This is a genomic window from Clostridium sp. CM036, from assembly GCF_055081135.1.
The window spans coordinates 2496120-2521108 of sequence record NZ_CM143652.1 but is presented as its reverse complement, the minus strand read 5'-3'; the positions used below and the strand labels follow the sequence as shown (position 1 = coordinate 2521108).

The window sequence follows — 24989 nt, the reverse complement described above, 5'->3', positions numbered from 1 at the left end:
GCCGTGTACCGAACGGTATGCACGGTGGTGTGAGAGGTCGCTAAATAAATTAATTATTTAGCTCCTACTCGATTTTTTGATATTGGGTCAGAAACAACTTGAAATTGATTTGTTTTTCCCATAATATAAGCTAAATTAATTATAGACTTTTCTTCCTCGGTCATTTCCCTTTTGAACATTTTTTCGAATTGTTTCATTAAATTACAAGTGTCAAGTTTGTAACTTTCAGCAGCGGGTCTAGTTACCCTTGTGTTTTTATGAGGATTATATATCCTAGATTTAATTTCACTGCTATAAATTTTCTTGAAAACTTCAGCTGTATAGAATGCATCATTATAAGCATTATGAAACTTGCTTTCAATAGGTATGCCTAATAGCTCTGCTGCATTACCTAGCCCAATGTTAATTCCTTTTTGACAATTAAGCTCTTTAGAAGCGTAGGACTGAATGTTTATGTATTTTGTGGGTACAATCAAGGTATCTAATTCATGATATTCTATATTTCGAAATAATTCTTTTATATCAGCGACTCCCCATACACACAATATGCTTGAGTCAGCGTTTATAAACTCTGAAAGTTCTTTATATAGTTCTTTAAAAGGTTTGCCTTTATCTAATTCATCCATTGTTATTCCGGTAAGTTCTTTTACAAAGGGATTGATGATAGTATATATTTCCGGTTTTATTAATACATCTAGAGTCCCAATCGTTTCAAAATTATCATTTAGTTTTATGGCACCTATCTGAATTATTTCGAAAGGACATTTAGGATTTGTTATGTTCGTAGTATCTTTTGTGTAATTGTAGCCTTGATTAAACTCTAAGTCAAATATTATATAATTCATGTAATTACCTCTAAACTTATTTAATATTATAGTGCATAGTGATATATTACTATATCATGTAGTATATCATTTTCTTTAGTAAAAAACACCTGCACTATTACAGTTTTAGCTGCAAAAAATTGAATGTTGTATATAAAGTAGTTTATAATGAGTATAGTTGCTATATCATATTTTAATAAAATAAGTGAAATCAATCCGTGCAGCGTATGCTACACGTGATATATAAGAGAGGAAGTTTTATATATGGGAAAAATATTGGTGCTTGCAGAGAAACCCTCTGTAGGCCGTGAACTAGCGAAAGTTTTAAATTGCACTCAAGGTGGAAATGGGTATTTAATGGGACAAAAGTATATTGTAACTTGGGCACTCGGACATCTTGTTACACTAGCTGGTCCGGAGGATTATGATCAAAAATATAAAAGTTGGAAAATGGAAGATCTTCCTATGCTGCCAAAGGACTTAAAACTGGTAGTTATTAAGGAAACTTCAAAGCAATATAAGATTGTACATGAACTCCTAAAAAGAGCTGATGTAGATGAGCTTATTATTGCTACAGATTCAGGACGTGAAGGAGAACTAGTGGCGCGTTGGATTATTCAAAAAGCAGGATTTAGAAAGCCAATTAAAAGGTTGTGGATTTCGTCTCAAACTGAAAAAGCAATAAAGGATGGATTTGCGAATCTTAAACCTGGAAAAGATTATGAAAACCTATTTTGGGCAGCGCAATCAAGAGCAGAAGCAGATTGGCTAATAGGGCTTAATGTTACAAGAGCATTAACTTGTAAATATAACGCTCAATTGTCTGCGGGAAGAGTTCAAACACCAACTTTGGCACTTATTGTTGAAAGAGAAAACGAAATTAAGAGATTCATTCCAAAGGATTACTGGACAGTAAATGGAAAGGTAAATAATTTTACAGTTCATTGGTCTAGTAAAAATGGTGAAGCACGTACATTTGACAAGCAAAAGGCAGAAGATATAGCTAATAAGGTAAATAATCAAATGGGAACCGTTTCCGAGTTAAATAAAGCATCTAAAAAAGAGCTCCCTCCACTTGCATATGATTTAACGGAGCTTCAAAGGGATGCAAATAGAAAATTTGGATATTCTGCAAAGCAAACTCTTAATATAATGCAGAGATTATATGAAAATCATAAGATATTATCTTATCCAAGAACAGACTCTAGACATATTACCACAGATATTGTAGCAACGCTTCTCGACAGATTAAAGAGCATTGCTATAGGACCATATGAGAAAGCTGCTAGAAGTATAATAAAAGGAAGGATACATACTACAAGTAGACTTGTGGATAATAGCAAGGTATCAGATCATCATGCTATAATTCCAACAGAGCAACATGTAGATTTATCAAGCCTTAACAAAGAAGAAAGAAGCATTTATGACTTAGTTGTAAAAAGATTTTTAGAGGTTCTAAGTCAACCTTTTGAGTATGAGCAAACTACTGTGAAAATAAATGTTAAGGGTGAGACTTTTTCTGCAAAAGGAAAAATACTTAAGTCAAAGGGCTGGAAAGAAATAAGTAGTTCTGAGGGTGGAGAAGACAAAGATCAGTCACTTCCACCAATTAATAAAGGTGAAGAAGTTAAACTTACTTTAGTTAAATTGGAAAATGAAAAAACTAAGCCACCAGCTAGATATAATGAAGCAACGCTGCTTACAGCTATGGAGCATCCAGGAAAAGATATCCAGGATGAAAGTCTAAGAGAAGCATTGGATAATACTTCGGGACTTGGGACGCCTGCTACGAGAGCAGATGTTATTGAAAAATTATTTAACATCTTTTATATGGAGAGAAGAGGCAAAGATATATTCCCAACCTCAAAAGGAATACAGCTAATAGGTTTAGTTCCGCAGGAATTAAAATCCCCAGAGCTTACGGCTAAGTGGGAAAAACAGCTTCAACTTATAAGTAAAGGAAAAGCTAATTCCATGAATTTCGTAAAAGATATGAGGGAATATGCAGTGAAGCTTGTGAAGAATGTTGCAGCTTCTGGCGAAATATATAAACATGACAACGCCACAAGAATGAAATGTCCTGAGTGTAGTAAGTATCTTCTTGAAGTTAACGGCAAAAGGGGAAAGATGCTAGTATGTCCAGATAGGGAATGTGGATATCGTAAAGGAGTTTCACAAGTTTCTAATGCACGTTGTCCTACTTGCCATAAGAAAATGGAGATTAGAGGAGATGGAGACAATAAGATATTTGTTTGTGGCTGTGGATATAGAGAAAAACTTTCAGCCTTTAACAAACGTCGCGACTCAGAAAAAAGTGCTTTAAACAAAAAAGATGTCAGTAGATTTTTGAATCAGCAGAATAAGAAAGATGAACCAACTGGCAATTCTGCTATGGCTGAGGCTTTTGCTAAGTTTAATTTAAAATAGTAAGGAAAAACACAATGTATAAGATTTTTATGCGTTGTGTTTTTTTATTCTCGAAATATATCTCAAGCGCGCTTAATTATTGATTAAGCTTAATTAAAAGGCTAAGGATATTTAATGGTGATTTTATTCATAATTATTCATAATTATCCTATTTTTATTTAATAATTAAATTGTATGATAATCTTATGATGATAAATAAGTTATTCATTAATAATATTAATAATAAAAGAAAGGACGATTGTAAGGTATGTGGGTTAAAAAATTAAGACAACGAAAAATGCAGAGCATTATGATTTTTTTTATCATATTAATTTGTACCATGCTAATGTCAAGTTCTATAATGATGATATCATCATTACAAAAACCCTTTGAAGATCTCCAAAAAGAGTGCCAATCTCCGAAAGTAAAAGTATTTCCTCTTGAAAAAGGAGAAAAAGAAATCGGTGAGTTATCCAAAAGAATAGAAGGATTAGACTCTGTATCAAAAACAGTATTAATTAACAGACATTGGATAACAGAAAAAATATCTTATAAAGGTAAAAATGTGGAAACATTTGCAAGTTTAACCAAATATGAGGGAAGTGTATATGGGAAGATAAGATCTATTAGCAATAAAGTTGATGTGCCTAAGGAAGGAGAGTGCTTTATTCCAGCTGCACTCTCAAATGAATATAATATAAAGGTTGGCGGAAAAATTGTTTTATGGAGTGGCAGTAGAAATTATACTTACAAAGTAGCAGCCATTTATGCAGATCCATACTCTATATCTTTAGCATTTAATTGTGAATTTCTTGTGAGTGAAATTCCAGAAGAGTTAGAAACTTCAAAGGTTATAGCAGTGTTTAGCGATAAGAGTATTACTGGAAATGATATTATTAGCGAATACCGCGTGAAAAATCATGGCGTATTAGAAGGAAGAGCCATGACCATAGAAGATAGTATGAGTAACAGTGCTATATCAGAGAAGATTTTAGGCGGTATATTGCTGGCAGCAAGCATTCTTGTGCTTTTAGTAAGTAGCATGATGATTCGCTATATGATCAAAAATGCTCTAATTCAAGATAGCAAAACTTTAGCTATTTATAAAACCATTGGTTATTCATCAAAATCTATTATGAGAATTTATATGGAACTATATTTCTTTATTGTAGCAAGTGGAAGTGTTCTAGGAATCATTTGTTCTTCATTTATTTCAAGTAAATTTACTAAGCAAATCTTTGCTAATATTGGTGAAACTAATCATGCTAGTATATGGTTTCCTGCATCAATATGTTTTTTCTTAATCAATGGCTTTGTATTACTTCAAGTTTATTTAGTAATAAATAAATTGAAAGATATAAAACCGGTTATTGTGTTAAATGGAAGAGAAAATCAGCTTGGCACTCGTAAAACAAAAAATCATCCCTTTACAGAAAAATTAAGTTTTTCTCCACTAGGAATAGCAGTTAGAAATATGCAAAGAGATAAAAAAAACACCTGTTATATTATTCTCACTTGTGTGATTTCTATTTATTGTGTAAATTTTGCGTTATCATCCATTTCCGTATTAGATACCATGAAGGATAACAATTACTATTGGATAGGTTTTGATAAATTTGATGTAGCAGCCGTTTCTGAAAACCAGGTGAAATTTGACGAAAATTGCCGTGTTTTATTAACAGATGCAGATGTTAAGCGTGTTATTAAAACAACTGCAAATTCAAATGTTATGATGAAATGGACCAAAGGGATGGGAGACCCCAATATTGCAAGGATGGTGTATGAGACTTATAAAAATATTGATATGCCGGTAGTGAAAGGACGCAATCCAATACACAGTGATGAAATTGTGCTAGGAAATTTAATCGCGAAAGAAATGAAAAAGGATGTAGGCGATTATGTGGATATCTATTTAACCCCAGATAAAAAAGTAAGCCTTCTTATTGTAGGAACTAGCCAAGGGTACTATGAGCTTGGGAGAACCTGCAGACTTCTAAGTTCTACCTTGGAAAAAAATGGAGTAAAGTTTTCTTTCGATGAAGCATCCATTTATCTAAATAAGAATGTAGATAAAAATCAGTTTATTGTGAAATATAATAATAAAATGAAAAATGATTTGAAAATAATAGATCGATCAAATAAATACAGCAATATTATGGATATGATATGTGGACCTCAAAAGGAGGCAATTGCTCCCTTTATGGTATTGGTTATGATTATTGGTGCATTGAATCTTTTCTGCATAGTATATTTAAAAAATATAAAAGAGCGAAAGAAACATAATATTTTCAAATCTATTGGCTATACAGGAAAGCATTTATTACTAACGAATTTATGTTACATTGGGATTATTGCATTAGTATCAATCTTAGTAACTGTGCCAATCTTTATTGTAACATTTCCTAAAACTATGGTTATGGCCTTATCTATGTTTGGATTTTCACAATATCTGGTGACTTATAATGTTGCAACTTTGGTTATGGGTAATACTGGAATACTATTTGTGTTCTTACTAAGTGCTGTATTATCATCAACTGGATTATTTAGTAATCACCTAACAGAGCTCGGGCAAGAATAAAAAAATAAAAAATAGTGAGGTAGAATTTTATGGATAATGTTATAATTAAAACAAGCTTATTGTGCAAAAGTTTTTTAAGTGATGGTGAAGTAAATAACGTAATCAAAAACTTAAATCTTGAGATAAATAAAGAAGACTTTACAGTAGTTATGGGAAGTTCCGGCTCTGGTAAATCCACTTTGCTTTATCTGTTAAGCGGTATGGATGGAGCAACTAGTGGAGAGGTATTTATAGGTGATGAAAATATTACAAATTATAAGGAAAGTGAAATGGCTGATTTACGAAGAAACAAAATCGGATTTGTATTTCAAGGGATTAACCTTATTCCTGATCTAACCATTTATGAGAATATTGTAAGTCCAACCTATAAAACTAATAAAAAGAAATTTGACATTGATAAAAAAATTGATGAGTTATTAGAGAAAATGGAGTTAACAGATCACAAAAAAAAATTCCCCAGTCAATTATCTGGTGGACAAAGTCAGAGGGCGGCAATTTGCAGAGCGCTTATAAATGAGCCTGAACTATTATTTGCCGATGAACCTACAGGTGCACTTAACTCAGCTCAAGGAGAAAATGTACTAGATATTTTTTCTGATATTCATAAGGGCGGTCAAGCAGTTGTTATGGTTACCCATGACTTAAAGGCTGCGCTTCGAGGCACTCGAATTATATTCTTAAAAGATGGCTATATTGATGGAGATTTAAAATTAGATGAATATAAAAAAGAGACAGCTGATGAAAGAGAAAAAATAGTTTATGAATTTTTAAAACAAAGAGGATGGTAAAAAAATAGGAGATATTATGGAGCAAAAAACGATTTTAATTATTGAAGATGAGAAAGAGTTAGCTGAAATATTACGCGATTATCTAGAAATAGAAGGTTTTAAAATATTCATTTCATTTGATGGCGAGGAAGGATTAAAACTTTTTAAATCCAAAAAACCAGAACTTGTACTTCTTGATATTATGCTCCCTAAAGTAAATGGTATGGAGGTTTGTAAGCAAATTCGAAATAATTCTAATATACCTATAATAATGGTATCTGCTAAAAGTGGAGAGATGGATAAAGTGATTTCCCTTGGAATTGGAGCAGATGATTATGTCACAAAGCCCTTTAGTCCGTTGGAACTTGTGGCAAGAGTAAAAGCCCATTTAAGAAGGTATAAAGAGCTCGAACAATCGAAAGCTCCTTCTGTGATTATTACTATTGGTAAGCTTAGAATTAGTAAGGAAAGCTATGAGGCAAGTATAGATGAAAAAATCATAGATTTTACCACAAAAGAATTTGAAGTCTTATATTTTTTTGCAAGGCATGTAAATCAAGTATTTTCAAAGCAGCAAATATACCAAGAGGTTTGGGGTATGAATGAATTTGGTGATATTAGTAGTGTGGCAGTTTATATAAAAAGAATTCGAGAAAAGTTGAATAATTTTGGACTTTGTTATATCAAAACAGTATGGGGAGTAGGATACAAGTTATCTGTATAAAATTATGAAAAATAGAATTTTCAAACAACAAATAGGGTTACATTTTTTTATAGTGCTCATTTTGGTAATATCCACATTAATGTCCATGATAAGATATTCAAATAATAAAGAGGAAATTCTTTATAATAAGGCCAGAATTCTAGTAGCCAGTCAAGTCAATGAACTAGAATCAAAACAATATAAACAAGGTGAGTTTTCTTATACAGTGTTTGATTTAGATGGAATGGTTGTTTATACCAGTGACAAAAATGATTATAAACAAGGGGAATTTATAAATCTTAAAGAGGTTCTCCAAACTGATAAAAGTTTTTATGAAAAGAATAACAAACAAATTAAAGTTTCCTTTGTTTTGTTAAGTGGGAAAAAGGTAGACAAATTTGCTGTGTTTACTATACCAAGACAGCAGATATTAAAGCGTACAGAAATAGAAAACTTGTTCTATTTATTTGCTCCAATTATTTGTGGAATTATCCTTGTGCTACTTATACTAATTGCCATAAATATTTATATGAAATACCATGTCTTAGATCCACTGCTTGAAATAAACCAGTCCTCAAAAGCAATTATTGAAGGTAATTATGACATTCCAGTAGCACGCGCAAGAGGCAATAGATTGCTACAGAATGAAGTGGCTGAATTAACATATGGGTTCGAATTAATGCGAGATCAATTAAAGGAAAAGAGAGAAAAAGAAAAGGAATTAAAAAGGTCTCAAAAGGAACTTATTTCCTGCATTTCTCATGATTTGAAAACACCTATATCGACAATTAAAGCTTATAGTGAAGGCATGCGAGATGGCATTTCAAACACTGAAGAAAAACGCAAAAAATATGTGGAAGTTATTATTCGAAAATCTGAGGTAATTACTAAAATGGTTAACGATTTGTCAGAGCATTCCAATGCAGAATTGAATGAACTGAAAATTGTAAAAAGTGAGTGTTATTTGGATATATATTTAAAAAAGGTAATATTAGAATTAAAGCTTTTAGTGGAACATTATGGACTTACCTTTGAATATCAGTGCAATGCTGCAAATGTAATGGTTTCTATGGATAAAAGCCGTATAACACAGGTAATTTACAATCTTATAGAGAATAGTATAAAATATACTAATCATGAAAATGGCAAGATAAAAATTACTGTTTTTTATCTTGAAACTGAAAATAAGATAGCTTTTTCTGTAATGGACAATGGAAGTGGTATTAGTTTAGGAGATATGACCTATGTTTTTAATAAATTCTATAGAGCAGAAAAATCTAGAAGTATGAGCATCCCGGGTTCTGGACTCGGATTATCAATATGCAAATATATTGTAGAAGCCCATGGCGGAAACATTAAATGTAAGAATAACCAAGTAGCTGGGGCAGAATTTATATTTACTATTGATATATAAACATCCCTTGTGTGCTTATTTTTATATTTATGAGAAAATAGTAAGTAAACTTTGCGACGATTTTGAGAAATAGATTTTCGAATAAATAAAAAAACTATTATTGGAGGGATTTTAAATGGCAGAAATTAAATTTGAAATAAAAGAAAAATCAGGGGTGATTTCCGAGTCAGCAAAGGGATGGACAAAGGAACTAAACCTTGTCTCTTGGAATGATAAAGATCCTAAATATGATATTAGAGATTGGGATTGCGAGCATAAGAAGATGGGTAAGGGGATTACTTTATCTGTAGAAGATTTAAAGAAACTTAAAGATATTTTGAATAGTATGGAAATATAAGAATATTACTATGGGGATATTGACTTCTTAAAATAAAAATGGATAAAAGAATGTGTTAATTAAAATTAGCATTTCTTTATCCATTTTTTTTAGTGAAATAATAAAAGGAAAAGCTCCTATAGAAAGTTATTTATCCTACTTTAATTTAGAGGCACATTTGGGACAAATATTCCACTCAGGTTCTACTGGGAATCCACAAGAACTACAGTTATCTTTAAGCTTAAAGCCACAGAATGGACAATTCATAAAGTGATCATCTACAGGATTTCCACAGCTTTTGCACATTGTTTTAGTGTAGGAATTCCTTACGACTAGATAGATTATTAAACCTATAAGGTTTGGAACAAATAGTGCCACCATTGTCCAAAGCCAAGGGTCCATACCCCTTCTCTTTGAATCCATAAATACAAAATGACCAATTAAATAAATTACTCCAAAGATTAATAAAAGTATTAAAGGTAGTATTATGAGAGGTGGAACTATTTCAGAGATATTTGTGTTCCCATGTCTATAGTCCGAGGCTATGGCGAAAGATATGAAAATAATAAAAGATAAAAAGAGTAGAGGAAGTATTGTTATAAGGGTAAAAAATATTTTTTTTGAATTTTTCATTTTAATCTCTCCTTTAAATAGTAATTGAAAATTTTAATTTAAACTGCCCTTTAAAAAATATTAGAGGTAATATTGATAAGCTTGAAAAAAAACTGTATAAAATATATAGGCCAATAATTCCTTTAAAATTAAATTTTAAATATATAATAGTAATTAAACTTATAAGTGAAATAATATTAAAAAAAACTGACATACAAATAATGGATAACAAGTGCTTATTATATATTTTTTCTTTAGTATTTTGAACTAAATTTTTAGGAAGATTAATATCTTCATTACCTAGTTCAAAGAGAAGCTCTTCTAAATATTTATCTTCCATAGTTATTATCCTCCATATATTCTTTTAATAACTTTTTAGCTTTATTTAATCTGGATTTTACAGTTCCTTCAGGTATTTTAAGAATTTCTGAAATTTCTTTTTGCTTTAATCCGTTGTAGTAAAATAGTATTATTACCATTCTAAATTCATCTTTTAAATTATTCACACTATTTCGTAACTGTTGCTTATTTTGGTTATTATCATAAGATTCCTCAGGAAGAAAGGTAGTTGACTTTATATTTTCCATTACAATGTTTTTCTCATTAATATCAAAAAAATCTATAGACTTTGAAAACCACCGTTTTACTTTTCTATAATTATCCTTATATAGATTAATAGCAATTGTAAAGAGCCAAGGTTTAAAATTCTTAATTCTGTTAAAGTCGTCCATATATTTAAAAGCTTTTATCCAAGTATCTTGAAATAGATCTTCAGCACTAGTACTGTTTTTATGCAAATGTATACAAAGCTTATAAAGAGGAGTTTTATATTTTTCTATAAATAGTTCAAGTCCTTGATTTTTATCAGTATCAAAGGTTATCCAAATAAACTTATCATCCAAAACCTTGCCCCCTTTCATTATTTACTACGCGTCAAAATATAAAAGGTTCATTAAATATATACAAATAATCTAGAATCAGCATTTGTTAGCGCAAGAAATAATATTACAAAATATATTTTACACTAAATAATATAGTAATATAAGAATGATTTTAAGAAGTGGCATTGAGAATGAAATAAATAATCATTCTCAATGAGTTTAGTGATATAATAATAAACAAACTTTAAGGAAAAGGAGTTATAAAAACAATGAATATTTTTAAAAAATTTAAAAGTTACTATAGACCATACAAGGGGCTGTTCTTTGCGGATATGTTTTGTGCATTAATTTTATCTGTAATTGATTTGGTGTTTCCTTTAATAGTTAGATATTTGCTAAATGATGTTTATGTATTAAATGATGGGAATAAGATATTTAAATATGTTTTATATGTGGGGATAGCGCTATTACTTATGTATATTGCAAGGTATTTTTGTCAGTATTTCATAACCTCATGGGGACATATAATGGGGGCAAAAATGGAAGCGGATATGAGAAAAGATATTTTTAACAATCTTCAAAAACAATCTTTTTCTTATTACGACGAAGCGAATACCGGAAAGCTCATGTCGAGAATAGTTACAGACCTTTTTGATATATCAGAACTTGCGCATCATGGGCCTGAGGATGTATTCATATCCATACTAAAAATAGTTGGGTCTTTTGTTATACTCGCAAATATAAATTCAAGAATAACACTTATACTTCTTTTATTTACACTGGCAATGTTATTTTTTTCATATTTCTATAATCAGAAAATGCGAAATGTTTTTTCAGAAAATAGGGAAAAGATAGCAAGTGTAAATGCCCAAATTCAAGACAGTTTAGCAGGTATTCGCGTGGTGAAATCATTTGCTAATGAGAATATAGAAAATACTAAATTTGCTAAAGGTAATAACGAATTTTTAAAGACAAAAGAGGAAAGTTATTTTATAATGGGCAAATTCCATAGTGGTAACAGCTTTTTTCAAGGATTACTTTATCTTAGCGCTATACTTGTAGGGGGTATATTTATAAGTGATGGCTCATTAAAAGTATCTGATCTTGTAATTTACATACTTTATATAAATACATTTTTAAATCCTATTGATAAGCTTGTAAATTTCACGGAGCAGTTTCAAAGAGGGCTTTCGGGATTTGAAAGATTTGTTGAAGTCATAAATACAAAGCCAGACATAATCGATAAAGAAGATGCAGTTGAATTGGTTAATCCAAAAGGAGAGATATCTTTTAATAATGTATCATTTAGTTATAATAATATGCATAAAGTATTAAGTAATATAAATATAAAAATACAATCAGGTAAGAATATTGCACTTGTTGGTCCATCGGGTGGTGGTAAAACAACCTTTTGCAGTCTTATACCAAGATTTTATGAGGTAAACCATGGTTCAATAACAATAGATGGCATCAATATAAAAGATATAAAACTTAAATCACTTAGAAAATCTATTGGGATAGTCCAGCAGGATGTTTATTTGTTTTCGGGAAGCATTAAAGAAAATATATCATATGGCAGACCGGGAGCATCGGAAAAGGAAATAATTGAGGCGGCTCAAAAGGCAAATATTCATGAGTTCATTATGAGCCTTGAACATGGGTATGATACTTATACTGGAGAAAGAGGAGTAAGACTTTCTGGTGGTCAAAAGCAAAGGATATCTATAGCAAGAGTATTTTTAAAGAATCCAGCAATTTTAATACTTGATGAAGCTACATCAGCTCTTGATAATGAAAATGAACAATATATTCAAAAATCATTGGAAGACCTTACAAAAAACAGGACGACGCTCGTTATTGCTCATAGATTAAGTACAATAAAAAATGCGGATGAAATAATTGTACTTACTGATGAAGGAGTAAACCAAAGAGGAACGCATGACGAGCTTATAAAGCAAGAAGGATTATATTCTTATCTTTACAATATGCAGTTTAAGCAAATAGAGTAGGAGTGATAATATGTTTTCGAATAAAACTGGTTTATTTAGAGAAGCAAAACAAGCGAAGGTACTTCCTAATATTATTTTATGTTTATTTTGGGTATTGCTTTTTCTAATTGGAGGGCAAGGAATAGGTGAAATATTGGCTCATTTTACAAAGAAAATTATTGGCAATGATCCTTCCGTTTTATTACTAAATCAACTTATTTGTGGTTTTATATTTATAACATTATTAGTATTTGCTAGAGTAAAGTTTAGAGAAAAAAGAAGTATTTCAAGCATGGGATTAAAAAAAGAAGGATTTATAAGAAAGTATTTAATAGGTTTTGGCATAGGAATTTTAATGTTTTCAATAGTAGTTTTATTGCTTAGTGTTAGCGGGCATACTGTAGTAAATAGTAATCCAGTAGGTCTTTCAGGTGTAGCAGCTTTAAGTGGTGTGCTAATTGTTATACCAGGGTGGATGATACAAAGTGCTGCAGAGGAGATTCTTTCAAGAGGATGGTTTATGAATGTTTTAGGTGCAAGATATAATGTAGCTGTAGGTTTGATTGTTTCCTCTACGTTTTTCGGATTTATGCACCTTGGAAATCCAAATGTAAGTGTTTTAGCTATAATAAATATTGTTTTAGTAGGTTTGTTTTTTGGCGTATATGTTATAAAAACTAATGATCTGTGGGGGGCTTGTGGACTTCATGCTGCGTGGAACTGGACTCAGGGAAATATTTTTGGGTTTGAGGTAAGTGGACTAAAAGTAGCAACAGGTAGCTTGATGAATTTAAAGTTAACTGGTGCAGAATTGTTCACTGGTGGAGTATTTGGTCCTGAAGCCGGTATGGCAGCAACCATAGTTCTTTGTATAGGAATTATAATTGTATATTTTATTCCACTACATAGAAAATTGGAATCTGCGAGGAGTTTATAGAAATAATACCAAAAAATAATTTATGTTTGTAATTAACACAATACAATAACTATTTTCTCTTTATTAGGTGGGCCAATTGAACAGTTATATTTACTTAATTAAATAAAATAACAACATTTTTTTAAAAATGTTGTCAGGTTGTTTACAAACCCAGTATAATTTTTTTATTATACTGGGCTTTTTACATGCAATTATGCGATAGCGCTTTGAGTTATGGATAAATTTAAAATAACAACTATCTTCTTAGTTAGAAAATCAAAAAACAGTAAAGATAGCAGGCTAGCTATCTTTTTCATATTCTGCACTGCTGCTGTAAGCAGACACTGCTCTTGCACATTTTCTAATCCACGCATATGGCAATAGCGAAGCCCATGCAGTTGTTTTGAATCTGCGAAGCTTCGCTCTATAGTTTCTTTTCTTCTTCTATATATATTTCTGCCTTTATCTGTTCTGGTGAACTTTACAACATCTTCTTTATACGTTTCCCAAACATGTCTTCTAATAGTTTTAAACTTGCTTTTTGCAGAAAAGCATTGAGCTCTATTTGGACATATCTCGCAATATTTTGCATTACCAACATATTCTTTATATCCTTCTCTTGTTGTCGTTTTATAATGTAAAGCCCTTAAGTCAGGGCATACGTAAATGTCCTGCTCTTTAACATATTGGAATTTATTTTTTGTGTACATTCCTTTTGTATGTGGAGACCTACGGTATCCCATTACAGATTTTAATTCCCTCTCATATAGTTCTTTACATATAAGATTTGTAGCATAACCAGCATCTGCACCAACATATTTTGTATTAAAATTAAACTTTTTTATTTGCACATCTAATCTATCGATATAAGGATCAACATCATTTATGTTTCCAGGAGTAACATACACATCAGTAATTATATTATGTCTGCTATCGACAGTTCTGTGATCTAAATATGAGAAGCCTTCCGGCTTGCCATCTCTCATCATATATCCACTGTCGGGGTCGGTTGTGCTAACTTTAGTTTCTTTTATTTTGGTAACAGGTTCTTTTTCCTTTAAAGGTTTTTTACCATGGTTTATTCTATCTTCTTCCACTGCTTTATTAAGTTCAGCTACATATTCTTTCGGCGTTTTTTCAACTTCAATTTTCACAAGCTTTCGCTTATTAGCATTTGCTTTTAGGTGTGTAGAGTCTGTGTAAAGTATTTTACCGGTTACCATCTTAAGATTTATAGCCTTAAATACTACTTCGTCAAATATTTTTTGAAACACATCTGTACCTTTAAACCGTCTACGTCTATTTTGGCTAATTGTTGAATGATCTGGAATAGGATCAGTAAGACTTAGTCCTAGAAACCATCTATAAGCCACATTTACTTCAATGTCCTTTACAAGTTGTCGTTCAGATTTTATTCCAAATAAGTACCCAATAAACAGCATTTTAAAAAGTATAATAGGATCTACGCCAGGTCTTCCATTATCTAAGCAGTAATATTTTTTAGTCAGTTCTCTTATAAAAGAGAAATCCATGTATTTATCTATATTTCTCAGAATATGGTCTTTAGGAACTAAATCTTCTAAATACACCATTTCTAGTTTTTGTTGTGTGAAGTTCTTTTCATTAATCATAATAATGCCCTCCGAATTATAAAGTTTGTATACTATATATTCGACATTGATGTCCTAAAATCCTTTTTGAATATGAAAAAAAACACTCCGATTTTAAATTAGAGTGTTTTACATTTTATGTTTGTCAACGGTCTGACAACATTTTTTTAAAAATGTTGTTATTTTTTTATGAGACAAAGTATATAATATACCCTCCAAAAAACTATGGAGGGTACCTCAGTAATTTTTTTTATCTTTTTCTGAAATAAACATAGTTAATAGGGCAAGTATTGCTATATTAGTGACAAGTTATATTATATAAATGACAATATAACTTGTCCCAAAAACTAAATGGTAGTATACTATATTTTGATAACAATTTAAGGATGTGACTTTATGAAAGAAGAATTAATATTAAAAAATAAACTTAAATTAGCTAGAGCAGAAAACAATCTGTCTCAAGGAGATTTAGCGGAAATGGTTGGCGTTTCCAGACAAACAATTAGCTCAATAGAAACAGGTCAATTTAATCCAACTGCAAAGTTAGCGTTGATATTTTGTATTGCATTAGATAAAAAATTTGAAGATTTATTTTACTTTGAGTAGGGTAATGAGCTATAGTAAAAGAGTTTGTTAATCATGAAAAAAACACAGCAAAGCACTAATAAGGCTACATTCCTTTAAACTATATTTATAGATTTAACTATAGTGAAAATATATTGAATTATATATTATATTATATTTATAAAAATAAAATGAAAGTTTAAAATGGTGATGAAATGAAAAAAAGAAAAAAAATTAATAGACATAATGTCCTATTTGTAATTATGTTAGCTATATTTTCAATAATAATTGCAAAGTTATATTATTTACAAGTATTAAATGGACAATATTACAAGGATACAGCAAATGCCAGTGCTCAAAAGGTCATAACTGTAGAGGCCCCAAGAGGACTCATAACAGATAAAAATGGGATAAGCCTTGCAAATGAAACGCTAGGATATAACCTTACATATACAGACACAGCTAATGCTAGTACTCAGATATTTACAACTTTACAAAAAATATTTGCAATTTTGGACGAAAATGAAGAAGTTCAGACAGATAGTTTTCCTTTGAAAATTGAACCATACAGATTTGAATTTAGTTCAAGTGATCCTAAGGCAATACATACCTTACAGTTAAGATTTTTAAAAGATAGAGGGATTCAAGGTAATATATTGAAATCAAAATTTGAAAATAAAAAAGAGGAAGATTTAAATTCTTCTGAAACTACAAAACTTAATAATGAACTTTTGAAATTAACCCCAGAGGAAGTATATAATGAACTGCTAAAGGAATACGGTGTAATAAAAGGAGTTTCAAGTTTACATATACAGGAAACTCCAGATTTAATAAGAAAATATTTAATTGTAAAAGATGATATAAAAATGAACTTTTTTTCTTCATACAAATCAATTAACATAGCAACTAATATAAAGAAGGATACGTCATTTATATTCGAGCAAAGTCTCTCAGATTTACCTGGAATTAAAGTAGAAAATATGCCTATGAGACAATATCCCTATGGACAGCTCGCTTCATCGGTTTTAGGATATATAAGCAAAATAAGCCCTGCTGATAAGGAAAAATATTCAGCAAAGGGTTATGATACAAGCACAGATTATGTGGGATACTCTGGAATTGAAGCTGTAATGGAGAGCAGTCTCAAAGGAGTTAACGGAGGAGAAAAGATACCAGATGCGAATCAGGGTAAGGTAAAAAGTGAAATCACTAGTAAGAAGGCAACTCCTGGAAACAATGTTCAGCTTACAATAGATGCAAATCTGCAATATGCCACAGAAAGCGCTTTAAATAGTGAAATGAAGAGATTAAGAGGACTAGGAATGGTAAATGGCTTAAATGTATCAAACGCTACAAGAGGCGGAGCTGTTGTAGAAGATATTCACACTGGTGACATATTAGCACTTGTTAGCTTACCGGGTTTTAATCCAAATGATTTCTCTACGGCGCAAGGATTAACTGAAGCTCAATCAAAAAAATATTTTAATCAGGATTATGAAGCCATGGCAAAAGCTCAGGGAAAACCACAAAGTTTAATTGATTATATGTTCCCAATAGACAAAAGTATAAAGGGAAATACCACAATTAGAAAGGACAAATTTGATTACTATCCAAAGTATTTGTATAATTATGCAACTATGTCGTTAATTCCTTCTGGTTCTATTTTTAAGCCAATGACTGCAATTGCAGGTCTTGAAGAAGGAGTTATAGATGCTAATTCCACATATGATGATAAAGGTGGGTATGATATGGGTGGTGATAATAAAGTTGGGGGTGTAAATTGGAATCCTTTCGCAACAGATGGAGCACTTGGTATTGTAAACGTAGTACGTGCATTAGAAAAATCAAGTAACCCATTTTTTATGAATGTAGGTGATTTATTAAGGTCAAAATCTGGAGATGACATTTTAGCTAAATATGCATGGATGTTTGGACTAGGAGCTGACCCTAAAGTAGTGAAACCTAGTACTGGGATAGAAATAAACGAAAATTTTGGGCAAGTATATAATACAGTATCCCAGAAAAATCTATCAGCATCGCAATATCTTTTGACTATTGAGGATGATTTAACTAATGGAGTTTCTGGTATAGGAACAAAATTCTCCCCATTAGATTTGTACGATAGAGAGGGGGATGTTCTTATTGTTTATAAGGGGAAAAAACTTTCAGAAATAAAAACTGAAATTAAAAATAAAATAAAAGACTCTGTAAAGAATGGAACTTTTTCAAAGAGTAACTACGAGGTTTTATTTAAGCAATTAATTGCTGCCGATCCTAAGAATAAAGATAAGAAGTTTACTGATGCTGATATACAAGCAATTGTAGATGATGTATATTACCAAGCTGTACAGACAGGGCATGGTTCTTTAAGCTTACCATACAATATGTATATTGCATCTATTGGTCAAGGTATGGATAATTTCACGCCGCTTCAGATGGTAAATTATATAGCAACCCTTGCAAATGGTGGAACAAGATACAAACTTAACTTGATTGATAACATAAAAGATTTTAATGGAAAGTTAGTATCTCAATCAAAACCTGAGGTGTTAAATAAAACCAATATGAGTGCAGAAACAAGAAATCTAGTTATGCAGGGCATGAACAACGTTACAGGGCCAGGCGGTAATACCGACGGTACTGCGTCTAAAGCACTTGCTGGATTTCCTATACCTACAGGTGGTAAAACGGGTACAGCGCAGTTTAATAAACCTGAAATACAAAATAAAGTCGGTAGAGGAGATTATGCTTGGTATGTAGGTTATGCACCGGCTGAAAATCCTGAAATTGCAATATCTGTAGTTATATTTGACGGTGGTTATGGTAGTGACGCTGCAAATGTCGCTAGAGGTATGTACGAGAGTTATTTTAAAAATGATCCTCGGATGGCAAAGTATAAGAATACGTATGACATAAAATTAAAACGTATGAATTAGAGACCTTAGAAAATACTAAGGAGATGAAAACTTTAATTGTATTGCATTAAAAAAGCACTCTATAACAATAAATTGGATTATTCAAAATATTAATTATATTTTCCGTTTATAGCTTAATTCAAAACAGTTAAACTAACACAATAAGTGTAATTACATGAATATATGACATAATACAACATAAATTCCATCAATAAAAAAACTATAAACCTCATTTAGATGATAGAATGTGTATACAAAGTAAAAATCACGCTTTGTATATTATAATTAGAAAGGTGAGGTAAGAAAGATGAAAAAAACATTAAGATTATGTATATTAACTTTAGGGATTTTAGTAACAACAGGAATAAGTTCAGTAGCGTACGCAGCAGGGGATACCATAAATTACACAGTTAAGTCAGGAGATTATTTGTGGAAGATTTGTGTTAATTATGAGGTTGGAGTTTCAGAGGTTTTAGCTGTCAACCCTCAGATAACTAAGCCTGATCAGATAAACGTTAACCAAATAATAAAAATACCAAACTTAGTTGGGGATAAAAAATTGGAGAAAGATGTAGTAATACTAGTTAATCAAGAAAGAGCAAAACAAGGACTAGCTCCATTAAAAGATAATTGGGAACTTTCCAGAGTGGCTAGATATAAGTCACAAGATATGGCAGATAAAAACTATTTTTCTCATACATCACCAACTTATGGATCACCTTTTGATATGATGAAAAACTTCGGCATAACATATAAATCTGGTGGTGAAAACATTGCAATGGGTCAGCAAACAGCGGCTTCAGTAATGAGCTCTTGGATGAATTCTCCAGGACATAAAGCTAATATTTTAAGTAAGAATTTTACTGAAATAGGAGTTGGGGCGGCAAGAGATAAAAATGGAACTATTTATTGGACTCAACAATTTATAGGAAAATAAATAATTTAATTACATTTCAGAAGGAAAGTTTCCCACCTCTATAAGTGGGGGTTAACTACCATAGCAAAAATAAAACTTCAGTGGGAGTATAAATTTCCTTCTGAAGTCATTAATATTACAGCTCCGCAGGAGATGATTTAATATGATCTGTGTTTTTAAATATTGAGTTTTAACAATATTTAGAAACTCAGATTTTTTTTGTTAAATGAAATATTCTAGCTAGATAATAATATTGATTATACATAACCAAAGTTGCCATTATGTTCATATATCATCTTATAAAATTATGTTACACTTAAAAATATAATATGAGAAAGGATAGTGAATATATGATGAAAACAATAAGCATCTAATGGAGTTTATAAGGGAATATAGCCCGAAGAGGGACGATTATATATAAATAGAATAAAGGAAAAAAACTACATTAATTTAAATAGAGAGAGTGATCGAATGAATTTTTTAAGAAACATAGAAAATGGAGCTATAAATATTAAAAAAATGGGAATCATTAAAGCTCTTCTTGTCATGTTTCTATCAATTTTGTTGGAGGGATTAGGGCAATTACCTGTAGAAGTTTTAAATTTATTCTCTGGGAGATTTGAAAAAGTAGTGCCTTATATAATTTTTGTTTTTGGGGTATTGGTTAAATTGTATGTTATTATCATTTTATTCAAGTGGCTTAGTAATAAAGCAAATGATCAAAAACCTAAACAACAATTGAATTGGATGGATTTTGCTTATGCAGCCCTCATGATTATAGCCTTCCGTCTGCTATTTGATAACAGTGTAACTTTGTGGGTTAGCAAGATATCGATGCCAAATTTTATAAAACAATCATTCGAAGAACTACCTAGTTCGCCAATTATATCAATATTTAGTGATATTGTCGTAGCGCCTATATATGAGGAAATTGTTTTTAGAGGAATATTATTGAAAGGAATGACTAAAAAAATAAATCCAACTATAGCGCTTGTAGCATCTGCATTATTGTTTGCTCTAGTTCATATGAACATTCCTAAAGGTATAAATGCATTTTTACTAGGACTAGTTGTCGGAGTTATATATTTAAGAACGGGCTCAATTTATTTAAGCATATTTGCGCATTTAGTAAATAATATTCTGGCTATTTTGGTTTCTCCGCTGTTTTCATTAATAGGAGGGAAATATGCTGTGGAAATTCATGGGATGTTTTTGACTGTAGGGGTCATACTTTTAGTTATAGCTTGTAGTGGACATAATCATAATAAAATTAAAAACAAACCAGGCATATATAAGCAAGTTATAGAAATATAGATATTGTTTTTTGTTAAAAAGAAAAATAGGTGAAATGAAAATTATATATATACATAAAGAAGCCTCTAACAACTTAATCTGTTAGAGGCTTCTTATAGTTAATGAAAAATTATTATATTATAATTAATTATTTTAATTCATTCATCATTTGGTTAGCTTCATCTTTTAATTGTTGAACTTCATTATCTGCAGCATCTTTTGTAGGATACCATCCTTTTTGTTTCATAGCGTCAAATATCATATATTGAATGTTTTGATCGTTTTTAAAATTGTCAATTAGGGTACTCCTCAAATTTGTACAAGAAGATTCAGTTATTCCTGTACTATAAGCAGAAATAACCTGTTTTTCTGTAGCAAGTAAATCATGCATCAAATCTTTTTCGCACATACTTGTATTCATATAATATCCCTCCATTTATATATTATTGATGAGAATCAAGGTAAGTTTTTAATGTATTAAAGTTTTGTTTATGTGTTTGGCTAGCTTCAGTGCAAAGATTTTTTAAATTTTGATCTGTACATTGTGAACCATATTCATTAAATTTTTTATTAAGTAATGATTCATATCCTAATTGGTCTTTAATAACTTTTAGGTTGTTGCTTTCAATTTGTTTATTTTCAGCATTCATCATATTTATTACCTCCAGTCTTTTATTTAAATCGGAACAAGAGTATTATCTGCTTTTTGTATTAAAATATAACTGGTAAATTAATGTAATATTAATGTAGAATTAACTTATCGAATAAAGGTAATTTATAACAAAAATGTTTAAATAAAAATTTATTATAAATAGATTTTTATTGAAAATTAATAAAAATTAAGAAAATTTTAAGGTAACATTAATCAATATTTAATAATAATGGAGTACAATATATATATAATAAGAAAGTTAGATTAGACGGGAGTGACTATTATGCCTACTATAAATATGCTGTCAACAGCTGATAAAGTCAAAGGTCAAGGAGTAGGCTCAGCTTATTTAGAACAAGTAAATTTAGTCCAAAACGGATTAGATAAAGAATATAAAGTTGTAATAAATAAAATAGCAAGAACCGAAATAATGCATTATCATAGTATTGATTTTAAGCATTATTTGAGTATACCTTTTGCTAAAAGAAAAGGGGTAACAGTGGGATATGTGCATTTTTTGCCTGAGACTATTGAAGGAAGTATTAAATTACCCAAGTTAGTTGAAAAGATTTTTTATAAGTATATAATAAGTTTTTATAATAGTATGGACTATTTAGTTACAGTAAATCCTAATTTTATAACTAAACTTGAATCCTATAATATTGATAGAAAGAAAATTACTTACATTCCTAATTTTGTTTCTACTGAAAAATTTTATAATCTTTCAATTGAGGATAAATACATAGCAAAGGAAAAAATGAAAATTGCAAAGGATGCCTTTGTTGTGCTTGGAGTAGGCCAAATACAAACAAGGAAAGGTGTTATTGATTTTATTGATATCGCAAAAAAACTTCCAGAAGTACAATTTATTTGGGCTGGTGGGTTTTCTTTTGGAAATATTACGGACGGATATAAAGAACTAAAAAATGAAATAGAAAATGCACCTGAAAATATCTTATTTACAGGGATAGTTGAAAGAGATTTGATGAATGATATATATAATGTATCAGATGTTCTTTTTATGCCATCTTATAACGAGCTTTTTCCTATGTCAATACTTGAGGCAATGAATACTCACACTCCAGTACTGCTAAGAGACTTGGAACTATATGAGGACATATTATTTGATTATTACTTAAAAGAACATGATAATGAAGGGTTCATTAAGGCTATAGAAAAATTAAAAAATGATGCAACTTATTATAAACAGGCTAAAGAAAAAGCTATAAGAGGGCACAGTTTTTATTCTAGAGAGAATGTACTTGCTATGTGGAAAAAATTTTACGAAAAGGTATATAGAATAAAGGGTAGGTAATCTAATGAAAAAATATAAATTTAATATTATTTTGGGGATAGCTTCTGGGGTTATATTTGTTTTGTTGATCATTTTCACAAACGGTTGGATGGATTTAATTCATCAAATGAAAAATTTGCAAATCCAATGGATATTCGTAGCAGTTATTTCCATGATGCTATATTGGATTTTTGAAGCTAAAACTTTGCAAAGTATTATACTTTTAATGAAAAAAGACTATAAATTCAAACAAGCATTTAAAGTTACTATGGTAGGGCAATATTTTAATTCAATTACTCCATTTGCATCTGGGGGTCAGCCAATGCAACTATATTCACTTACAAAACAAAAATTGGGAGCTGGCAAATCTGGTTCAGCGCTGATGATTAAATTTATTATCTATCAGACGATATTGACTATATATTCTTTAATTCTTATATTTTGGAAAGCAGCTTTTTTCAAAAGTAAAATGAGCAATTTATTTTATTTAATAGGGTTTGGATTTACAGTTAATGCTAGCGTGATTATATGCTTAATTATATTTTCTAAGTATCGGAAATTAACACGAAAATTAATAATAGCTTTTTCTAAAGTATTAGGAAAATTTAGAGTGGTAAAGAATATATCAAAGCTAGAAATACGTATTAATGAGAATTTAGATCAATTTCATGATAATATGGAGATAGTAAAGCATAGCAAGGGATTGATGCTTAAAGCTGTTGTTTATACAGTATTTCAACTGACAATATATTTTAGCATCCCTTATTTTATTTATCTTAGTTTTGGAATGAAGGGTGCTAGCATAGGCAGTATGATAGCTGCAACCGCGTTTGTAATTATGCTCACAGCGTTTATACCATTGCCTGGAGCTATTGGTGGAGCAGAGGGTGCTTTCTATATGTTTTTTAGTTTGTTTTTCGTATCTAATAATATAATGGCTGCTATATTATTATGGAGGATAATTACATTTTATTCCTGTATAATTTTTGGGTTTTATGCTACTGTAAAAAATTAGCTTCATTGGGAGTATAAATATCCTTCTGAAGTCGATAATGCAGCTTCTGTGAAGCTGTTGCAGCTCCGCAGGAGATGATTTAATGCATATTAAGCAAGAAAATTTTATAAGGAAATTATAGTGTTTAAAGGGGATTGATTATGAATATTGGAATTTTTACTGATGCTTATTATCCACAAGTAAGTGGGGTAGTTACTTCTACTATTATATTGAAAAATGAATTAATTAGACTTGGACATAATGTAACCATTATTACTGTTGCACACCCAGATGTAGAGGAGCAGGAGGGTATCATTAGATTGCCTAGCATACCATTTTTTCTTTTACCTTCACAAAGAGTTGGGATGATATATTCACGTAAAATTATGAATAAGATAAAAAAAATAGACCTAGATATAATACATACACAAACGGAATTTAGCATAGGAATATTTGGAAGAATAGTTGCTAAAAGATTAGATATTCCTGTAGTTCACACCTATCATACTATGTATGAGGATTATATCCATTATATATCTCATGGCATAATGCTTAAGCCTGCTTCGCAATTAGCTAAGAAGGTAAGTGAGCTATATTGTAGAGATTGTAGTGCTATAATAGTTCCTACAATAAAGGTGAAGGATGCATTGGAAAATTATGGCTTAACAAGGCATATAGATGTAATACCAACTGGAGTTAACATTGAACCATTCAAAAGAAGTAATTACAATAAAGAGACTATCAAAGATGAAAAGAGATCTTTTGGAATAAATGAAACCCAACCAGTTGTACTATTTATTGGGAGAATAGCAAAAGAAAAAAGTATAGATATAATTATAAATAGTATGAAAGAACTAACTAAGAGAATACCGAATTGTAAATTGCTCATTGTAGGTGATGGACCAGAACGTGAAAATCTAGAAGATTTAGCTAAGGCATTGGGCATTGAAAAATCTGTGGTATTCGCAGGAGAAAAACCTTGGGAAGAAATTGGCAGGTATTATCAGATGGGAGATGTGTTTGTAGGTGCCTCACTAACTGAAACGCAAGGCTTAACATTTGAGGAAGCTATGGCGGCACAAATTCCTGTGGTAGCTAAATACGATAAAAATTTAGATGGTATAATTCGCGATAAAATTAATGGAAGATTCTTTTATAAAGACGAAAATTTAGCTGAAATATTATTCCAAATATTAATGGACAAAGAGGAATCTGCATTAATGGTGAAAAATGCTTATGATAGAATGGAACCATTATCGTCTAAGTGCTTTGGAGAAAATGTTGAGAAAGTTTATATGGAAGTTGAAAAACAAAATTGTATGCTACAAAATCAAAAAGTAACATAA

22 protein-coding genes are annotated in these 24989 nt (G+C 30.6%); 15 read left to right on the top strand and 7 right to left on the bottom strand.

All coding sequences use genetic code 11. The annotated features are described in order from the left end of the window. Nucleotides 1–53: 53 nt before the first annotated feature. Complete coding sequence (locus ACWJKE_RS11870) at nt 54–845, bottom strand: 3'-5' exonuclease (protein ID WP_216304161.1); 792 nt, start codon at nt 843–845, stop codon at nt 54–56. A 243-nt stretch (nt 846–1088) separates the two neighbouring features. Here ACWJKE_RS11870 and ACWJKE_RS11865 point away from each other — a divergent pair, with 243 nt between their 5' ends. From ACWJKE_RS11865 to ACWJKE_RS11840, 6 genes are all read left to right on the top strand, one after another. Further along, nucleotides 1089–3251, top strand: coding sequence for a DNA topoisomerase III (locus ACWJKE_RS11865; protein ID WP_462958842.1), 2163 nt, complete (start codon nt 1089–1091; stop codon nt 3249–3251). Between the two features lie 325 nt (nt 3252–3576). Next, nucleotides 3577–5808 carry an ABC transporter permease gene (locus ACWJKE_RS11860; RefSeq protein ID WP_462958841.1) on the top strand — a complete coding sequence of 744 codons (2232 nt, stop codon included), beginning with the start codon at nt 3577–3579 and terminating at the stop codon, nt 5806–5808. A gap of 29 nt (nt 5809–5837) precedes the next feature. Then, the gene (locus tag ACWJKE_RS11855) at nt 5838–6596 is read left to right on the top strand and encodes an ABC transporter ATP-binding protein (RefSeq protein WP_220286847.1); all 759 of its coding nucleotides are present in this window, start codon (nt 5838–5840) and stop codon (nt 6594–6596) included. Between the two features lie 16 nt (nt 6597–6612). Further along, nucleotides 6613–7299, top strand: a complete 687-nt coding sequence (locus ACWJKE_RS11850) for a response regulator transcription factor (RefSeq protein WP_216304150.1) — start codon at nt 6613–6615, stop codon at nt 7297–7299. Between the two features lie 4 nt (nt 7300–7303). After that, complete coding sequence (locus ACWJKE_RS11845; RefSeq protein WP_216304149.1) at nt 7304–8692, top strand: sensor histidine kinase; 1389 nt, start codon at nt 7304–7306, stop codon at nt 8690–8692. Nucleotides 8693–8807: 115 nt separating this feature from the next. Further along, nucleotides 8808–9029, top strand: a complete 222-nt coding sequence (locus ACWJKE_RS11840) for a YdbC family protein (RefSeq protein ID WP_216304148.1) — start codon at nt 8808–8810, stop codon at nt 9027–9029. A 135-nt stretch (nt 9030–9164) separates the two neighbouring features. Here the strand turns inward: ACWJKE_RS11840 and ACWJKE_RS11835 are convergent, their stop codons facing one another. From ACWJKE_RS11835 to ACWJKE_RS11825, 3 genes are read right to left on the bottom strand one after another with little or no spacing between them, the layout of a single operon-like run. Continuing rightward, a complete protein-coding gene (locus tag ACWJKE_RS11835; protein ID WP_216304147.1) occupies nt 9165–9641 on the bottom strand; it encodes a zinc ribbon domain-containing protein in 477 nt (158 codons plus the stop codon). A 13-nt stretch (nt 9642–9654) separates the two neighbouring features. Continuing rightward, nucleotides 9655–9960 (bottom strand): hypothetical protein, encoded by a 306-nt coding sequence (locus tag ACWJKE_RS11830; RefSeq protein WP_216304146.1) that lies wholly within the window; start codon nt 9958–9960, stop codon nt 9655–9657. Further along, nucleotides 9950–10522 (bottom strand): sigma-70 family RNA polymerase sigma factor, encoded by a 573-nt coding sequence (locus ACWJKE_RS11825; RefSeq protein ID WP_165414960.1) that lies wholly within the window; start codon nt 10520–10522, stop codon nt 9950–9952. Before ACWJKE_RS11825 ends, ACWJKE_RS11830 begins: the two co-directional genes overlap by 11 nt. A 248-nt stretch (nt 10523–10770) precedes the next feature. Between ACWJKE_RS11825 and ACWJKE_RS11820 the strand changes: the two genes are divergently transcribed. Both ACWJKE_RS11820 and ACWJKE_RS11815 read left to right on the top strand, forming a co-directional pair. Next, nucleotides 10771–12510 (top strand): ABC transporter ATP-binding protein, encoded by a 1740-nt coding sequence (locus tag ACWJKE_RS11820; RefSeq protein ID WP_216304145.1) that lies wholly within the window; start codon nt 10771–10773, stop codon nt 12508–12510. A 10-nt stretch (nt 12511–12520) separates the two neighbouring features. Then, complete coding sequence (locus tag ACWJKE_RS11815) at nt 12521–13426, top strand: CPBP family intramembrane glutamic endopeptidase (RefSeq protein ID WP_216304144.1); 906 nt, start codon at nt 12521–12523, stop codon at nt 13424–13426. Between the two features lie 191 nt (nt 13427–13617). On the opposite strand, the gene ACWJKE_RS11810 is transcribed toward ACWJKE_RS11815, so the two are convergent. Continuing rightward, nucleotides 13618–15036, bottom strand: a complete 1419-nt coding sequence (locus ACWJKE_RS11810) for an IS1182 family transposase (protein ID WP_258280577.1) — start codon at nt 15034–15036, stop codon at nt 13618–13620. A gap of 375 nt (nt 15037–15411) precedes the next feature. On the opposite strand from ACWJKE_RS11810, the gene ACWJKE_RS11805 reads away from it, so the two are divergent. The 4 genes from ACWJKE_RS11805 (at nt 15412) to ACWJKE_RS11790 (ending at nt 20724) form a co-directional block, all read left to right on the top strand. Next, entirely contained in the window at nt 15412–15621 is a 210-nt protein-coding gene (locus ACWJKE_RS11805; RefSeq protein ID WP_216304143.1) for a helix-turn-helix transcriptional regulator, read from the top strand. Nucleotides 15622–15794: 173 nt separating this feature from the next. Further along, the gene (locus ACWJKE_RS11800; protein ID WP_216304142.1) at nt 15795–18515 is read left to right on the top strand and encodes a penicillin-binding transpeptidase domain-containing protein; all 2721 of its coding nucleotides are present in this window, start codon (nt 15795–15797) and stop codon (nt 18513–18515) included. 286 nt (nt 18516–18801) lie between these two features. Continuing rightward, entirely contained in the window at nt 18802–19431 is a 630-nt protein-coding gene (locus tag ACWJKE_RS11795; protein ID WP_216304141.1) for a CAP domain-containing protein, read from the top strand. 450 nt (nt 19432–19881) lie between these two features. After that, nucleotides 19882–20724: a CPBP family intramembrane glutamic endopeptidase gene (locus ACWJKE_RS11790; RefSeq protein ID WP_216304140.1), complete on the top strand. Its 843-nt coding sequence runs from the start codon at nt 19882–19884 to the stop codon at nt 20722–20724. A gap of 127 nt (nt 20725–20851) precedes the next feature. Here ACWJKE_RS11790 and ACWJKE_RS11785 read toward each other — a convergent pair whose 3' ends face one another. Together ACWJKE_RS11785 and ACWJKE_RS11780 are read right to left on the bottom strand one after the other, a co-directional pair. Next, a complete protein-coding gene (locus tag ACWJKE_RS11785; RefSeq protein WP_369811875.1) occupies nt 20852–21124 on the bottom strand; it encodes a spore coat protein in 273 nt (90 codons plus the stop codon). 22 nt (nt 21125–21146) lie between these two features. Further along, the gene (locus ACWJKE_RS11780; RefSeq protein WP_165413274.1) at nt 21147–21356 is read right to left on the bottom strand and encodes a hypothetical protein; all 210 of its coding nucleotides are present in this window, start codon (nt 21354–21356) and stop codon (nt 21147–21149) included. Nucleotides 21357–21638: 282 nt separating this feature from the next. Here ACWJKE_RS11780 and ACWJKE_RS11775 point away from each other — a divergent pair, with 282 nt between their 5' ends. From ACWJKE_RS11775 to ACWJKE_RS11765, 3 genes are all read left to right on the top strand, one after another. Then, nucleotides 21639–22670, top strand: coding sequence for a glycosyltransferase family 4 protein (locus tag ACWJKE_RS11775; protein WP_216304139.1), 1032 nt, complete (start codon nt 21639–21641; stop codon nt 22668–22670). A gap of 4 nt (nt 22671–22674) precedes the next feature. Next, the gene (locus ACWJKE_RS11770) at nt 22675–23664 is read left to right on the top strand and encodes a lysylphosphatidylglycerol synthase transmembrane domain-containing protein (RefSeq protein ID WP_165413272.1); all 990 of its coding nucleotides are present in this window, start codon (nt 22675–22677) and stop codon (nt 23662–23664) included. Between the two features lie 140 nt (nt 23665–23804). Beyond that, complete coding sequence (locus ACWJKE_RS11765) at nt 23805–24989, top strand: glycosyltransferase family 4 protein (RefSeq protein WP_216304138.1); 1185 nt, start codon at nt 23805–23807, stop codon at nt 24987–24989.